Genomic DNA, 14,279 nt, shown 5'->3' with positions numbered 1-14,279 from the left:
GACCCCCAGTTCCTCACAGAAGGTTTACCCGTGCACTCCTTGTTCATTGCCCTGGCCACCGCCCCGGCGCCTTCCCCGACGCCGTCACTGCGCCCCGGGCTCGACCAGGACCAGGTCAGCCCGGGCCTGCTGGGATTCGTGCTCACCGCCTTCATCGTCATCCTCAGCGCCCTGCTGATCGTGGACATGGTGCGCCGGATCCGGCGGGTCCGCTACCGGGCCCAGGTGGAGGAAGAACGCGCCGCGGCCGAGGGCGGAGCTGACAAGGGAGCCGACGTTACTCCCGGCGCCGGGACCCTCGACGGCGGAACCCTCGACGGCGGCAGGGACGGATCCGGACCGGCCCGCCCGGAGGCCAACGGTGACGCGGGACCCGGAAGCCGCTGACACCCCCTCGGCGGGGGAGCCACCGGTGACGGGCAACGCCCTGGCCGGCGAGCCCTCCGCCTACCTGCGCCAGCACGCCGGCAACCCGGTGCACTGGCAACCCTTCGGCGACGCGGCCTTCGCCGCCGCCGCGGACCGGGACGTGCCGGTCTTCCTCTCCATCGGCTACGCGGCCTGCCACTGGTGCCACGTCATGGCCGGTGAGTCCTTCGAGGACCCGGAGACCGCCCGGTACCTGAACGAGCACTTCGTCTCCGTCAAGGTGGACCGGGAGGAACGCCCCGACGTCGACGCCGCCTACATGGCCGCCACCCAGGCGCTCACCGGCGAGGGCGGCTGGCCGATGTCTGTGTTCCTGCTCCCCGACGGCCGGGCCTTCCACGCCGGAACGTACTTCCCGCCCCGGCCCATGCCGGGCCGGCCCTCCTTCCGCCAGGTGCTGGAAGCGGTGCACGTGGCCTGGGCGGAGCGCCGGGAGGCCGTGGAAGTCAACGCCGCGGCGCTGGCCCGCGGGCTGGCGGACCTGCACGCCCGCTCGGCCGTGCGCCTGCAGCCCCCCGGCACGGGCAGCGACGCGTCCGATGCCGGGCCGGGCACCCCGGACCCGGAGGTGCTCGCCGACGCCGTCCGCGCGCTGGCGGCGGCCGAGGACGCCGGGGGCGGCTTCGGCGCCGCCCCCAAATTCCCGCCGTCGGCCGTCCTGGAGTTCCTCATCCGGCACGCCGCGGTCCCGTCCGCGACAGCAGACACGGCCCGCGGGATCGCCGGCCGCACCCTGGCCGCCATGGCCCGCTCCGCGCTCTACGACCAGCTCGAGGGCGGGTTCTCCCGGTATTCGGTCACCCGGGACTGGTCCCTCCCGCACTTCGAGAAGATGCTCTACGACAATGCCCTGCTGCTGCGGGCCTGCGCGCACTGGGTCCGGCTGGGCGGCTCGGCCGAGTACCCCGCCGCGGAGGCCGCCGAGGCCACGGCCGGGACCGCGGACTGGATGCTGGCGGCCCTGGGCCTGACCGGCTCCGACGGCGAACTGGCGGCCCTCGCCTCGTCCCTGGACGCGGACACTGTGGTGGACGACGTCCATCACGAGGGCGCAACCTACCTTTGGACCGCCGCGGAACTCGCCGATGTCCTGGGCCGGGACGACGGGGCCGCCGTCGCCCGGCTCATGCACGTAGGCCCGTCCGGGGCTCCGCTGCACCCCGGCGGCGCCGGCCTCGCCGGGGAGGACCGCCGGCTCTGGCAGCGGGTGCGCCCGGCGCTGCGTGCGGCACGTTCGGCGCGGCCGCAGCCGGCCCGGGACGAGAAGGTGGTGGCCGGCTGGAACGGCCTGGCCCTCGGCGCCCTGGCCGACGCCGCCGCCGTGCTGGACGGAACCGAACTGGGAACCGAACTGAACCGGGCAGAGCTCCTGGCCGCCGGCGAGCGGATCGCGGAGTATCTGGAACGGGTGCACTGGACGCCGGGGACGGACGGCGAGCCGGGGTTGCTGGTCCGGGTCTCTCACGACGGGCGGGCCCGCGGCATTGGCGGCCTGCTAGAGGACTACGCGTTCTGCAGCGAGGGCCTCTTCGCGCTCTACGCCGCAACGGGACAGACCCGCTGGTACGCCCTGGCCGAGGGGATCCTCTTGGCCGCCTGCGAACGCTTTGCCGCCGGCGGAACCCTGCGCGACGCCGCCGGGGAGTCCGCCCAGGTGGGCAACGCCCAGGGTGGCGGCGCCGGGGCTGATCCGTTCGACGACGCCACCCCCAGCGGCGCGGCGGCTTTCGCCGGTGCGCTGCTCAGCTACGCCGCCCTCACCGGCTCCACCGGGCACCGCAGCCTCGCCGAACAGATCCTGGCCCTCCTGCCCCCGCTGGCCCGGCAGGCGCCCCGGGCCGCCGGCGGCCTGCTCGCCGCCGCCCAGGCCGCCGTCGCCGGTCCCGTGGAAGCCGCGGTCGCCGGTCCGCCGTCGGCCGCCCGCTCCGCGCTCCACCGCGAACTGCTCCGCTCGCCCAGCCCCGGCCTGGTCATCGCCGTCCAGGATGCCGAGCCGGGACCTGGCACCGCGCCGGGCCCGGTCCCGCTGCTGCACGGCCGCGAGACCACGGGGGACCCGGTGGTGTACCTCTGCCGCGCCATGGTCTGCCACGCCCCGGCGGTGTCCGCCGCCCATGTGCGGGAGCAACTGGCTAGCATGGCGGGATGACCCCAACCCCCGCTCAGCCAGGTCCCTTCGAGCTCGTCGTCTTCGACTGCGACGGCGTCCTGGTGGACTCCGAGGTAATCTCCGTCCACGTCGACCAGCGGGTCCTGGCGGACCTCGGCTGGGAACTGGAGCGGGAGGAAATCGTCGCCCGCTTCGTCGGCAAGAGCGAGGCCAACTTCGTCTCAAGCATCGAGAACCACCTCGGCATCGAACTGGCCGAGGGCTGGGACAGCGTCTACCAGCACTGGTACCGCGAGGCCTTCGAACGGGACCTCACCGCGGTGGACGGCATCGAGGAGGCCCTGGACCGGCTGGAGCTGCCGCACTGCGTGGCCTCCAGCGGCAGCCACGAGAAGATGCGGCGGACCCTGGGCCAAACCGGGCTGCTGCCCCGCTTCGCCGGCCGCATCTTCAGCGCCACCGAGGTCCGCAACGGCAAGCCGGCCCCGGACCTGTTCCTCCACGCGGCGAGGACCCTCGGCGTGAACCCGGCCCGCTGCGCCATCGTCGAGGACAGTGCCTACGGGGTCCAGGCCGCCCGCGCCGCCGGCATGCACGCGTTCGCCTACGCCGGGGGAGTCACCCCCGCCGAGCGGCTGGCCGGGCCCGGAACCACCGTGTTCGAGGACATGCGCCTGCTGCCGGAACTGATCGCCGCCGGCCGCCCCTGACAGGGGTTTGTCTATCTTGGGCTAGCCGCGGGCACGGTCCCGCGGCCCGTGGTTGCGGCGCGGATATTCCCCGGCTACGACGGCGGTGACCGGCGCGCCCGGGCCGCGGACCCGCCGTCGGGCTCCACACGTGGGGAGATTCGGCGGCCGGGCCAGGCTAGACCCGGTCAGCCCAGGACGGCCATCGCGATGGCGATGTAGTGGGCGGCGAAGGCGAAGACCGTGAAGGCGTGGAACAGCTCGTGAAAGCCGAAGTGGCTGTAGCTGAAGTTGGGCTTCTTCAGGGCGTAGAACACCGCGCCGGTGATGTACAGGGCCCCGCCCACGCAGATCAGGACCGCGGCGGGGATGCTGGCGGCGAAGAAGTCGGGCAGGTAGAACAGGGCCGCGCAGCCCAGGGCGATGTAGATCGGCACGTAGAGCCAGCGCGGCGCGTGCGTCCAGAGCAGCCGGAACAGTACGCCCAGCACCGCCCCGGTCCAGATCAGCCAGAGCAGGAAGACGGCCTTGGGCCGGTCCAGGAGGGCCCATGCCAGCGGGGTGTAGCTGCCGGCGATGACCAGCATGATGTTGGTGTGGTCGAGACGCTTCAGCACGATCTTCACGCCCGGGGACCAGTTGCCGCGGTGGTAGACCGCGCTCACCCCGAACAGGAGCACCCCGGTGAAGGCGTAGACGGCGGAGGCGATCTTGAGTTCGGTTGTGGGGGCCAGCAGCACCAGAACCAGGCCGGCGGCAAACGCCAGCGGGGCGGTGACGGTGTGGATCCAGCCGCGCCACTTGGGCTTGATCATGAGCAGCTCGGCGATCCGGACGGCCGCCTCGTCGACGGCGCCGCCCTTGCCCCGCGGGGCGCCCGCTGGGGGTGCCGGCCTCGCGGCATCGGCGGCGCGGTCGCCGTGCGGAGACAGGCTTGGTCCGGGTTCCGCTGAGTTGCGTTCCATACGGCAATAATATTCGACGCGCGGATAAGTTACCGACGGGTAGCAAGTGGGCGGGGTAAATCGCCCGGCCCGGGTGCGCGGCCCGGCCCGCGCGGCGGGTAGCCTAGGAATGCACTCCCGTCAGACCCAAGGAAGCCAGGTGAATCCCCGGATGGAACTGCCCGGATTCCTCTATGGCTTCTACGAGCGCAGCCTGCAGCGTTCGCTGGACCCGGAACGGATCCCCCGGCACATCGGCGTGATGGTCGACGGAAACCGCCGCTGGGCCCGGCAGTTCAACGCCCCCACCAGCCAGGGCCACCAGGCCGGCGCGGACAAGATCCACGAATTCCTCGGCTGGTGCCAGGAGCTCGGGGTCAAGGTGGTCACGCTCTACATGCTCTCCACGGACAACATGAACCGCTCCGGCGAAGAGCTCGAGCTGCTGATGGGCATCATCGCCAACACCCTGGACCGCTTGGACGAGGACGAGGACGTCTCGGTCCACGCCATGGGCGCCCCCGAACTGCTGCCGGACTACTTGGCCGAGCGGCTGAACAAACTCACCGCCCGCACCCCGGCGCACGAGAAGATCCACGTCAACGTCGCCGTCGGCTACGGCGGCCGGCGCGAAATCGTCGACGCCGTCCGCGAACTGCTGCACGACGCCGTCGCCCGCGGCGCCGACATCGGCAAGCTCGCCGACGAGCTCACTGTTGACGATATCTCCCGCTTCCTCTACACCCGGGGCCAGCCCGACCCTGACCTGGTCATCCGCACCTCCGGCGAGCAGCGGCTCTCCGGGTTCCTGATGTGGCAGAGCGCATACAGCGAGTTCTACTTCTGCGAGGCCCTCTGGCCCGCCTTCCGCAAGGTCGACTTCCTGCGCGCCCTGCGCGACTACGCCGGCCGGCAGCGCCGCTTCGGGGCCTGAAGCGTTCACCCGCCTGTCACCTGATGTCCGCAAGAATCGCCGAAAAATAATCCGGCAATCGACGCGCGGTGGAAGTACGTTAATCCCATCAGCGGGCAAACCGCCGGCTGATCGGGGAGGCCAGTACATGGAGCGGACGTCCGCACCGGGTGTATGGGAGGCCGCGTCCGGCCTCAGGGCCGAACCGCCTCACCACTAACCTTTCCGGGCCTGGGGGCCCGGGGCTGGAGTCGATGTGGCTATTTCCGAAGCACTGCCCACCGTCAGTTCCACCGAGGGCACGCAAGCTACCTCTCGCACCACGCGAGCCAAATCCACCGCCGGCGCGGCCGCCCCGCAGGGCGCGACCACCCGAAGCTACGTCATCGACACCTCCGTCCTGCTCTCGGATCCGCGGGCGCTGCTGCGCTTCGCCGAACACGAGGTGATCGTGCCGATCGTGGTGATCACGGAACTGGAAAGCAAACGGCACGACCCGGAACTGGGCTACTTCGCCCGCAAGGCCCTCCGCCTCCTCGACGACCTGAGGGTGGAGCACGGTGGACTGGACCGCCCAATTCCGCTGGGGGCCGACGGCGGCACCCTGATGGTGGAGATGAACCACATCTCCGCCGAGGTGCTTCCGGCCGGCTTCCGCGGCGGTGACAACGACAGCCGGATCCTGGCCGTCGCCAAGAACCTCTCCAACGAGGGCCGGGACGTCACCGTGGTGTCCAAGGACCTGCCGATGCGCGTCAAGGCCTCCGCCATGGGCCTGCTGGCCGACGAATACCGCAACGAGCTCGTCAAGGACTCCGGCTGGACCGGCCTGGCCGAGATCGACGCCGCCGAGGAGGACGTGGCCACTCTCTACGGCCACGAACCGGTCTTCATCCCGGCCGCCGGCGAACTGCCCGTCAACACCGGCCTGGTGCTGCTCTCCAGCCGCGGTTCGGCCCTCGGCCGGGTGGGCTCCGACAAGCAGGTCCGGCTGGTCAAGGGCGACCGGGACGTCTTCGGCCTGCACGGCCGCTCCGCCGAGCAGCGCCTCGCGATCGACCTGCTGCTGGACCCCTCCGTCGGGATCGTCTCCCTCGGCGGCCGCGCCGGCACCGGCAAGTCCGCCCTCGCCCTCTGCGCCGGCCTCGAGGCCGTCCTGGAGCGCCGGGAACACCGCAAGGTGATCGTCTTCCGCCCGCTCTACGCCGTCGGCGGCCAGGAACTGGGCTACCTCCCCGGCTCCGAGGCGGAGAAAATGAACCCGTGGGCGCAGGCGGTCTTCGACACCCTCGGCGCGCTGGTCAGCCAGGAGGTGGTCGAAGAGGTGATGGACCGCGGCATGCTCGAGGTCATGCCGCTGACCCACATCCGCGGCCGCTCCCTGCACGACGCCTTCGTGATCGTCGACGAGGCACAATCCCTGGAGAAGAACGTCCTGCTCACGGTCATGAGCCGGATCGGCCAGAACTCCAAGATCGTCCTTACCCACGACGTCGCCCAGCGAGACAACCTCCGCGTCGGCCGGCACGACGGCGTCGCCGCCGTCGTCGAAACCCTCAAGGGCCACCCGCTCTTCGGCCACATCACCCTCACCCGCTCCGAGCGCTCGCCCATCGCCGCCCTGGTGACGGACCTGCTCGAGGGGGCTGAGATCTAGTTTCAGGAGTTCCCCCGTCGCCTTTCGCGGGGGCCCGAGGCCCGGTTCGCCGGGCCGCGGCCCCTTCGCCGTCGCTTAGACACAACGACGGCGACCCGCTGCGGTCGCTGGGCGACCTTCGGGGCCGCCGCCGTCGCGATGCGCGACTACGCGAAGAGCCCGCAGCGCGGCTTGTGCGTGCGTCGCCCTAGCGTCAGCGGGATGCCGGGATGCCGGGATGCGTGCGTGCGTCGCCCACGCGTCAGTGGGACGCCCGGATGCGTGGGTCGCGCACGCATCGCTGCGCTACCCCTTCGAGTTTGTGCGTCCACCACCCGCGCGGGGCTGCGGTGGCCCGCTAAGGAGCGCATCGCCGACCAGAGCGGAGCGAAGGTCGCCCAGCGACCGCAGCGCAGCGACGGGAGGTGTCTAAGCGACGGCGGGGCGCCGCCGCCCCGCACCCGACGTGCCTGCAAAAGCCAGCCCCTAGACGCCCGTCAAAGCCAGCCACGGCGGACGGGGACGGCAACCTAGGAGATGCCGAGGAACCGGGCGGTGGGTTCGTGGCCGTGGACCGTGAGGGTCCAGTCGGGGCGCTTGAAGGTGGCGGGTGTGAGGCGGACGCGCTGGGAGTCCTGGAAGTCGCCGCCCCAGTTGACCCGGACGGTGCCGTTGAGTTCGTAGCCGAGCGAGCGCGAGACGCCCAGGGACTGCTGGTTCCAGGCGGCCGCCTCGGACTCGGCCACCTCGGCGCCCAGCCAGTCGAAGGCGTAGAGCGCGACCGCGGCGCGCATCTCCTTGCCGAAGCCCTGGCCGTGGACGCTGCGCTTCAGCCAGGAGCCGGTGCCGACGGTCTTCAGCGTGGCGAAGTCCTTGGCCGCGATGTCCTGGCAGCCGATGAATTCGCCGTCGTGCCAGATGCCCAGCAGCATCGTCCATTCCTCCGGGGTCATGCCGGCCCGGCAGCGCCAGTACCACTTCGCCATGTTCGGGCCCAGTTCCTCGGCGGGCTTCTCGGCCCACGGCGAGCTGAACGGGTTCCGCCCCGGCTCGTGCACGCCGGAGAGGGCCGCGTCGATGGCGGCAGGGATGTCCGCGTCCTGGATGGGGCGCAGGGTCAGGCGCGGGGTGTGGAGGCTCAGGGCGAAGGGCGGCCAGAAGGCGGCGGAATCGGTCATCGGGGAAGCCTACCCATGCCGGCCGAGTCACACCAGTCACACCGGTGCACCGCGCCCGAAGCCTTCGCCGGGCGGCATCGAGTAGCATCCGAGGGTGATCCAACGACTGGGCGACCTGGGAGCGGCGACGCCGGCCTTCTGGCTGGCGGCCTTGGCCTGCCTCTACTTCCTGGTCCTGGCGGTGCGGCTGACCGTGATCGACGTCCGCCACCACCTCCTTCCCAATCGCATCGTCTTCCCCGCCTACCCGGTGTCCGGCATTCTGCTGCTGGGCGCGGCGCTGCTGGCGGCGATGACCGGACACGACGGCGGAACCTCCGCCGCCCTGTTCGGCGTCCCGGGCCTGCGGGTCCTGGCCGGCGCGGCCGCGCTGTGGCTCTTCTACTTCCTGCTGCGTGCCGTGTACCCGGCCGGGATGGGTTTCGGGGACGTGAAGCTGGCCGGGGTCCTCGGCCTGTACCTGGGCTTCCTGGGCTGGGGACACCTGTTCGCCGCCACCTTCGCGGCCTTCCTCATCGGCGGGCTCTGGGGCGTGGCCCTACTGGCCTCCCGGCGCGGGACCCTGAAGTCGGACATCCCGTTCGGGCCGTTCATGCTGGCCGGCGCCGCGGCCTCCATGCTGCTGTTGCCCGCAGGATAGGCTGGCAGGCATGGCCACCCCCGACTTCATCCTGACCCTGCGCGAAAAAGTCGGCCACGACATGCTCTGGATTCCCGGCGCCCGCGCGGTGGTGTTCGACGACGCTGGCCGGGTGTTGCTGGGCCAGCGCGCGGACAACGGCCGCTGGGGCCTGATCACCGGCATCCTGGAACCCGGCGAGGAACCGGCGCCCGGGATGCTCCGCTTGGTGTTTGAGGAAACCGGCGTCGTGGCGGTGGCCGAGCGGCTGGTTTCGGTGGACACGGTGGGACCCACGGTCCACCCGAACGGGGACAGCTGCCATTTCCTGACCCTGGTGTTCCGCTGCCGCTACGTCTCCGGTGAGGCCCGGGTCAACGACGACGAATCCCTCGCCGTGGGCTGGTTCCACGCGGAAGACTTCCCGGAGCTGCTGCCGGGCCATCTGGAGGACATCGAGCGGGCCCGCGAGGCCGACGGCGCCGCTTATTTCCGCCGATAGTCCACGTCCGCCGGTAGATCCGGGCACTCCAGACACCGCAAACGGCGGCGGCCGGCACCTTCGCGGGAAGGTACCGGCCGCCGTCGTCGTTCCGCCCCTGCGGGGCACGGTTGCTGCCCCTGGGCCCTAAGCCTTGTGCGGCGGACGGGTCATGGACATGACGTCCAGGGCGGTGTCCAGCTGCTCCTCGGTCAGTTCGCCGCGCTCCAGGAAGCCCATGGCCACGACGGTCTCGCGGATGGTCAGGCCCTCGGCGACGGCCTTCTTGGCGATCTTGGCGGCGTTCTCGTAGCCGATGAACTTGTTCAGCGGCGTCACGATCGAGGGGGAGGCCTCGGCCAGGAAACGTGCACGCTCGACGTTGGCGGTGATGCCGTCGATCATCTTGTCGGCCATGACGCGGCTGGTGTTGGCCAGCAGGCGGACGGACTCGAGCAGGTTGGCGGCCATGACGGGGATGCCGACGTTCAGCTCGAAGGCGCCGTTGGTGCCGGACCAGGCGATGGCGGTGTCGTTGCCGATGACCTGCGCGGCGACCATGATGGAGGCCTCGCAGATGACCGGGTTGACCTTGCCCGGCATGATCGAGGAGCCCGGCTGCAGGTCCGGGATGGCGATCTCGCCAAGGCCGGTGTTGGGGCCGGAACCCATCCAGCGCAGGTCGTTGTTGATCTTCATGAAGGAGATCGCGATGTTGCGCAGCTGGCTGGAGGCCTCGATCAGGCCGTCACGGTTGGCCTGGGCCTCGAAGTGGTCGCGGGCCTCGGTCAGCGGCAGGCCGGTGTCCGCGGCGAGCAGCTCGATCACGCGCTCCGGGAAGCCGGCCGGGGTGTTGATGCCGGTGCCGACGGCGGTGCCGCCCAGGGGGACCTCGGCGACGCGGGGGAGGGAAGCGTTGATCCGCTCGATGCCGTAACGGACCTGCGCGGCGTAGCCGCCGAACTCCTGGCCCAGGGTGACGGGGGTGGCGTCCATCAGGTGGGTGCGGCCGGACTTCACGACGTCCTTGAACTCGACCGACTTCCGCTCCAGGGACTCGGCCAGGTAGCCCAGGGCCGGGATCAGGTCGTTGATCAGCGCGGAGGTTGCGGCGACGTGGACGGAGGTGGGGAACACATCGTTGGAGGACTGCGAGGCGTTGACGTGGTCGTTCGGGTGGACCACCTTGTCGCTGCCGCCGGCCTTCAGCGCGCGGGAGGCGAGCTCGGCGATGACCTCGTTGGTGTTCATGTTCGAGGAGGTACCGGACCCGGTCTGGAACACGTCGATCGGGAAGTGGCCGTCGTACTTGCCCGCGGCGACCTCGTCGGCGGCGTCGGCGATCGCCTGGGCCAGCTCGCCGTCGAGCACCCCCAGCTCCGCGTTGGCCTGCGCCGCTGCCTTCTTAACCCGGGCGAGGGCCTCGATGTGGGCGCGCTCCAGGGTCTTGCCGGAGATCGGGAAGTTTTCGACTGCACGCTGCGTCTGCGCACGGTACAGGGCGTTGGCCGGGACGCGGACCTCGCCCATCGTGTCGTGCTCGATGCGGAATTCTTCGTTGGTCAAATCTGCTGTGGAAGTCATGGGGCTAGCTTATTGGGCCGGGGCGCCGCTTCGAAAACCGTGAACCGGCGCCACCGGACCCCATGAGGTGCACGCGGAGGACCCTAGAGCTCGCCGATCCCGGAGACCCGGTCGGCCCGGCCCTCGGCGAGGCGGTAGGTCACGCCCAGCACCGCGGTGCTGCCGTTGGCTACGGCGTCGGAAATGGTGCGCGAGCTGTCCACCAGCCGCTGAGCGATCTGCTTGACGTTTTCCTCGACCATGTCGTTGACCTCAGTGTGGCCGTTGCGCAGCGAGGTCAGGACGGCCGGGGTGATGCGCTCGACCAGGCTGCGGACGAAGCCGCCGGGCATCTCGCCCGATTCGACGGCGTCCTTGGTGGCGATGACGGCGCCGCAGCTGTCGTGGCCCAGGACCACGATCAGCGGCACGCCGAGCACGCCGATGCTGTACTCGAGCGAGCCGAGGACGGCGTCGTCGATCACCTGGCCGGCGGTGCGGACGACGAACGCGTCCCCCAGGCCCAGGTCGAAGATGATCTCGGCGGCGAGCCGGGAGTCGGCGCAGCCGAAGATGACGGCGAACGGGTGCTGGTTCTCCACCAGGGAGGACCGGCGCGAGGCGTCCTGGTTCGGGTGCGAGGATTCACCGGCAACGAAGCGCTGGTTGCCTTCCTGCAGGCGGCGCCAGGCGAGGGCGGGAGTCAGTTGAGTGGTCACCCTGCTTACTTTACGTCGAGGGTGCCGCCGTCGCAGAAACTGTTGCGGCGGGGTTGCTGTCCAGCGCCGCGACCACGGCCGCGCCCAGGGTGGAGAACTCGGCCAGGGTCGCCGGTCCGCTGAGCACCACGGTGGTACCGCGGTAGTTCAGGACCATGCTCTTTTCGCCCTTGCCGGTGTCACGCAGTTCCCAGTCCTTGCCGCCGGCGTTCCGGGTGCCGGTGACCGGGGCGCTCTTGGTCTGGTCCCGCAGCCAGGTGGGGTTGGACTGCCTGGTCTGGACCAGGCCGATGAAGGAATCCTTGGGCGTCAGGTAGCCCACCTCCCAGGTGGCGACGCCGGTGGCGATGCCGGACTCCCACCGGGCGTAGTTGGCCCGGTACCCGTCGCCCGCCTGCGGCGCAACCGGTGTGAATCCTGCCACTCCGGCGGCGTTGGCGGCGATGCCGGCGACGTCGATGCTGGGACGGTAGCCGTCGCTCTTGGGCGCCGGGTTCATCAGCACCACCGGAAGGAACGCCGCGATGCTCAGCACCAGGGCGACGATCATGCCGATCACCGACGCGTTGGCGCGCTTGGCTGCGGCGGCGCGGATGACGGGTTTGACGGGCTGGTCCGCCGGGGCCGGCGTTCGGGGCGCCTCGGACGGCGTTTCCTGCAATTCGTTCACCCTTCTATAGTCGCCCATGGCGCACCGATCTCCCATTCCACGGTGCCCCCTCCGGCGCCCCCGTCCGGACCCTGCCGGGACGCTACCGGGCAGTAGGTTCCGGTAAGGGGCCGTCATCCACTGACCGATGGACGCGGCCGTGACTATGATCGATAAGAGACGAACGACCGTTGCGGCCGCCACCCGGCCGGGCGGGTTCGATGATTGCCACTCGAAGAAGAGGTTCACGTGTCACCTGCGTCCATCACCCAGCAGTACTCCACGCTTTCCCCGTCGCTTGCCGTCGGCATCGACGAGCCTGACCGCAACCTTGCCCTGGAACTGGTCCGCGTCACCGAGGCCGCGGCCATCGCCGGCGGCCACTGGGTGGGCTTCGGCGACAAGAACAAGGCCGACGGCGCCGCCGTCGACGCCATGCGCTCCTTCCTCCAGACCGTCCACTTCAACGGCGTCGTGGTCATCGGTGAGGGCGAAAAGGACGAAGCCCCGATGCTGTTCAACGGCGAACGCGTCGGCGACGGCACCGGCCCCGAGGTCGACGTCGCCGTCGACCCCATCGACGGCACCCGGCTGACCGCCCTCGGCATCAACAACGCCCTGGCCGTCCTGGCCGTCGCCGAGCGCGGTTCGATGTTCGACCCCTCCGCCGTCTTCTACATGGAGAAGCTCGTGACCGGCCCCGAGGCCGCCGACATGGTGGACCTGCGGCTGCCGGTCAAGCAGAACCTGCACCTGATCGCCAAGGCCAAGGGCGTCAAGGTCAACCAGCTCAACGTCATGATCCTGGACCGCGACCGGCACCGCCCGCTGGTGGACGAGATCCGCGAGGCCGGCGCGCGCACCAAATTCATCATGGACGGCGACGTCGCCGGCGCCATCGCCGCGGCCCGCTCTGGCACCGGAGTCGACGCCCTGATGGGCATCGGCGGCACCCCGGAGGGCATCGTCGCGGCCTGTGCGATCAAGTCCCTCGGCGGCGTCATCCAGGGCCGCCTCTGGCCCACCAGCGACGAGGAAAAGCAGAAGGCGATCGACGCCGGCCACGACCTGGACCGGGTGCTGTCCACCAACGACCTCGTCTCCAGCGACAACTGCTACTTCGCCGCCACCGGCATCACCGACGGCGATCTGCTCAAGGGCGTGCGCTACTCCAAGGACAAGGTCCTCACCCAGTCCATCGTGATGCGCTCCAAGTCCGGCACCATCCGCTTCGTCGACGGCGAGCACCAGGCCAGCAAGTGGGAGGGCTACGCCCGCAAGCACTAGCGGCCACCCGCTTCGTCATTTCCTGATCCCGGTACGCGCCCGCGTGCCGGGATCGGCTTTACCCCGATAGGGTGGTGCCATGACTTGGCTTGTAACCGGCGGTGCAGGATATATCGGCTCCCACGTGGTCGCGGCGTTGCGCGCGGCCTCGATCCCTTCCCTGGTGGTGGACTCGCTCTCCAGCGGCCACCGCGAATTCGTCCCGGAGGACGTGCCGTTCGTGCACGCCAGCATCCTGGACACCGAGGTGGTGGCCCGCAGCATGGTGGACCACGGCGTCACCGGCGTCATCCACCTGGCCGGCTTCAAGTACGCCGGCGTCTCGGTGCAGGAACCCCTGCTCACCTATGAACAGAACGTCACCGGCACGGCCAACCTGCTCAAGGCGATGGAACTGGCCGACGTGGACAAGCTGGTGTTCTCCTCCTCGGCCGCCACCTACGGCACACCGCGGGTGGACATCGTCACGGAGGACACGGCCACCTCGCCCGAGTCCCCGTACGGCGAAAGCAAGCTGATCGGCGAGTGGCTGATCCGGGACCAGGGCGTGGCCCGCGGCCTGAAGCACACCTCGCTGCGCTACTTCAACGTGGTGGGCTCCGGCTCGCCCGAGCTGTACGACACGAGCCCGCACAACCTCTTCCCGATCGTGCTCCGGGCGCTGACCTCGGGTAAGACGCCGAAGATCAACGGCACCGACTACAACACCGAGGACGGCACCTGCGTGCGGGACTACGTCCACGTCGCCGACCTCGCCGCCTCGCACGTCGCCGCCGCCCAGGCCCTGGCCGCTGGCAAGCCGCTGGAGCGGGTCTACAACCTGGGCTCCGGCGACGGCCTGTCCGTGAAGCAGATCATGACCGCCATGGCCACCGTGACCGGCATCGACTTCGAACCGGAGATCGGCCCGCGCCGCCCCGGCGACCCGGACCGGATCGTGGCGGACGGCACCCGCGCCGCCCGGGACCTGGACTGGAAGATGCGGCACACGGTGGAGGACATGGTGGCCAGCGCCTACGAGGCGCAGAAGCGCGCCGGGGCTAAGTAACGGCGCCCAGCGGC

At 70.4% G+C, this 14,279-nt stretch carries 14 protein-coding genes; 9 read left to right on the top strand and 5 right to left on the bottom strand.

Translation table 11 applies throughout. From position 1 onward, the window contains the following. Nucleotides 1-30 precede the first annotated feature (30 nt). The 3 genes from ACFUCU_RS10440 to ACFUCU_RS10430 are packed head-to-tail and all read left to right on the top strand — an operon-like array spanning nt 31 to nt 3,249. Entirely contained in the window at nt 31-387 is a 357-nt protein-coding gene (locus ACFUCU_RS10440; RefSeq protein WP_377972441.1) for a hypothetical protein, read from the top strand. Between the two features lie 25 nt (nt 388-412). Beyond that, on the top strand, nt 413-2,578 hold the full coding sequence (locus ACFUCU_RS10435; protein WP_377972439.1) for a thioredoxin domain-containing protein: 2,166 nt from the start codon (nt 413-415) through the stop codon (nt 2,576-2,578). After that, on the top strand, nt 2,575-3,249 hold the full coding sequence (locus ACFUCU_RS10430; RefSeq protein WP_377972438.1) for an HAD family hydrolase: 675 nt from the start codon (nt 2,575-2,577) through the stop codon (nt 3,247-3,249). The genes ACFUCU_RS10435 and ACFUCU_RS10430 overlap by 4 nt, the downstream gene beginning before the upstream one ends. Before the next feature lie 167 nt (nt 3,250-3,416). On the opposite strand, the gene ACFUCU_RS10425 is transcribed toward ACFUCU_RS10430, so the two are convergent. Further along, entirely contained in the window at nt 3,417-4,058 is a 642-nt protein-coding gene (locus ACFUCU_RS10425) for a hemolysin III family protein (RefSeq protein ID WP_364137299.1), read from the bottom strand. Between the two features lie 286 nt (nt 4,059-4,344). Between ACFUCU_RS10425 and ACFUCU_RS10420 the strand changes: the two genes are divergently transcribed. Together ACFUCU_RS10420 and ACFUCU_RS10415 are read left to right on the top strand one after the other, a co-directional pair. Beyond that, nucleotides 4,345-5,106 (top strand): isoprenyl transferase, encoded by a 762-nt coding sequence (locus ACFUCU_RS10420; RefSeq protein WP_377972436.1) that lies wholly within the window; start codon nt 4,345-4,347, stop codon nt 5,104-5,106. A gap of 235 nt (nt 5,107-5,341) precedes the next feature. Beyond that, nucleotides 5,342-6,742, top strand: a complete 1,401-nt coding sequence (locus ACFUCU_RS10415; protein ID WP_290258550.1) for a PhoH family protein — start codon at nt 5,342-5,344, stop codon at nt 6,740-6,742. A 509-nt stretch (nt 6,743-7,251) separates the two neighbouring features. On the opposite strand, the gene ACFUCU_RS10410 is transcribed toward ACFUCU_RS10415, so the two are convergent. Next, nucleotides 7,252-7,899 (bottom strand): GNAT family N-acetyltransferase, encoded by a 648-nt coding sequence (locus tag ACFUCU_RS10410; protein ID WP_377972434.1) that lies wholly within the window; start codon nt 7,897-7,899, stop codon nt 7,252-7,254. A 94-nt stretch (nt 7,900-7,993) separates the two neighbouring features. Between ACFUCU_RS10410 and ACFUCU_RS10405 the strand changes: the two genes are divergently transcribed. Both ACFUCU_RS10405 and ACFUCU_RS10400 read left to right on the top strand, forming a co-directional pair. Continuing rightward, on the top strand, nt 7,994-8,539 hold the full coding sequence (locus ACFUCU_RS10405; protein WP_377972432.1) for a prepilin peptidase: 546 nt from the start codon (nt 7,994-7,996) through the stop codon (nt 8,537-8,539). 10 nt (nt 8,540-8,549) lie between these two features. Continuing rightward, complete coding sequence (locus tag ACFUCU_RS10400; RefSeq protein ID WP_377972430.1) at nt 8,550-9,020, top strand: NUDIX domain-containing protein; 471 nt, start codon at nt 8,550-8,552, stop codon at nt 9,018-9,020. 126 nt (nt 9,021-9,146) lie between these two features. Here the strand turns inward: ACFUCU_RS10400 and ACFUCU_RS10395 are convergent, their stop codons facing one another. From ACFUCU_RS10395 to ACFUCU_RS10385, 3 genes are all read right to left on the bottom strand, one after another. Continuing rightward, on the bottom strand, nt 9,147-10,583 hold the full coding sequence (locus ACFUCU_RS10395; protein ID WP_290258546.1) for a class II fumarate hydratase: 1,437 nt from the start codon (nt 10,581-10,583) through the stop codon (nt 9,147-9,149). Between the two features lie 83 nt (nt 10,584-10,666). Next, a complete protein-coding gene (locus ACFUCU_RS10390; RefSeq protein WP_290258545.1) occupies nt 10,667-11,281 on the bottom strand; it encodes a carbonic anhydrase in 615 nt (204 codons plus the stop codon). Nucleotides 11,282-11,291: 10 nt separating this feature from the next. Continuing rightward, the gene (locus tag ACFUCU_RS10385) at nt 11,292-11,951 is read right to left on the bottom strand and encodes a DUF4245 domain-containing protein (protein WP_364136843.1); all 660 of its coding nucleotides are present in this window, start codon (nt 11,949-11,951) and stop codon (nt 11,292-11,294) included. Nucleotides 11,952-12,179: 228 nt separating this feature from the next. On the opposite strand from ACFUCU_RS10385, the gene glpX reads away from it, so the two are divergent. Together glpX and galE are read left to right on the top strand one after the other, a co-directional pair. After that, nucleotides 12,180-13,217: a class II fructose-bisphosphatase gene (gene glpX, locus ACFUCU_RS10380; protein WP_290258543.1), complete on the top strand. Its 1,038-nt coding sequence runs from the start codon at nt 12,180-12,182 to the stop codon at nt 13,215-13,217. Between the two features lie 79 nt (nt 13,218-13,296). After that, the gene (galE, locus tag ACFUCU_RS10375) at nt 13,297-14,265 is read left to right on the top strand and encodes a UDP-glucose 4-epimerase GalE (RefSeq protein WP_377972427.1); all 969 of its coding nucleotides are present in this window, start codon (nt 13,297-13,299) and stop codon (nt 14,263-14,265) included. Nucleotides 14,266-14,279 lie beyond the last annotated feature (14 nt).

Origin of the sequence: Arthrobacter sp. NPDC057259 (genome assembly GCF_042668995.1) — a bacterium.
GTDB lineage: Bacteria > Actinomycetota > Actinomycetes > Actinomycetales > Micrococcaceae > Arthrobacter.
The sequence above is the reverse complement of the archived record's forward strand: the minus strand, read 5'-3'. Positions and strand labels throughout refer to the sequence as shown.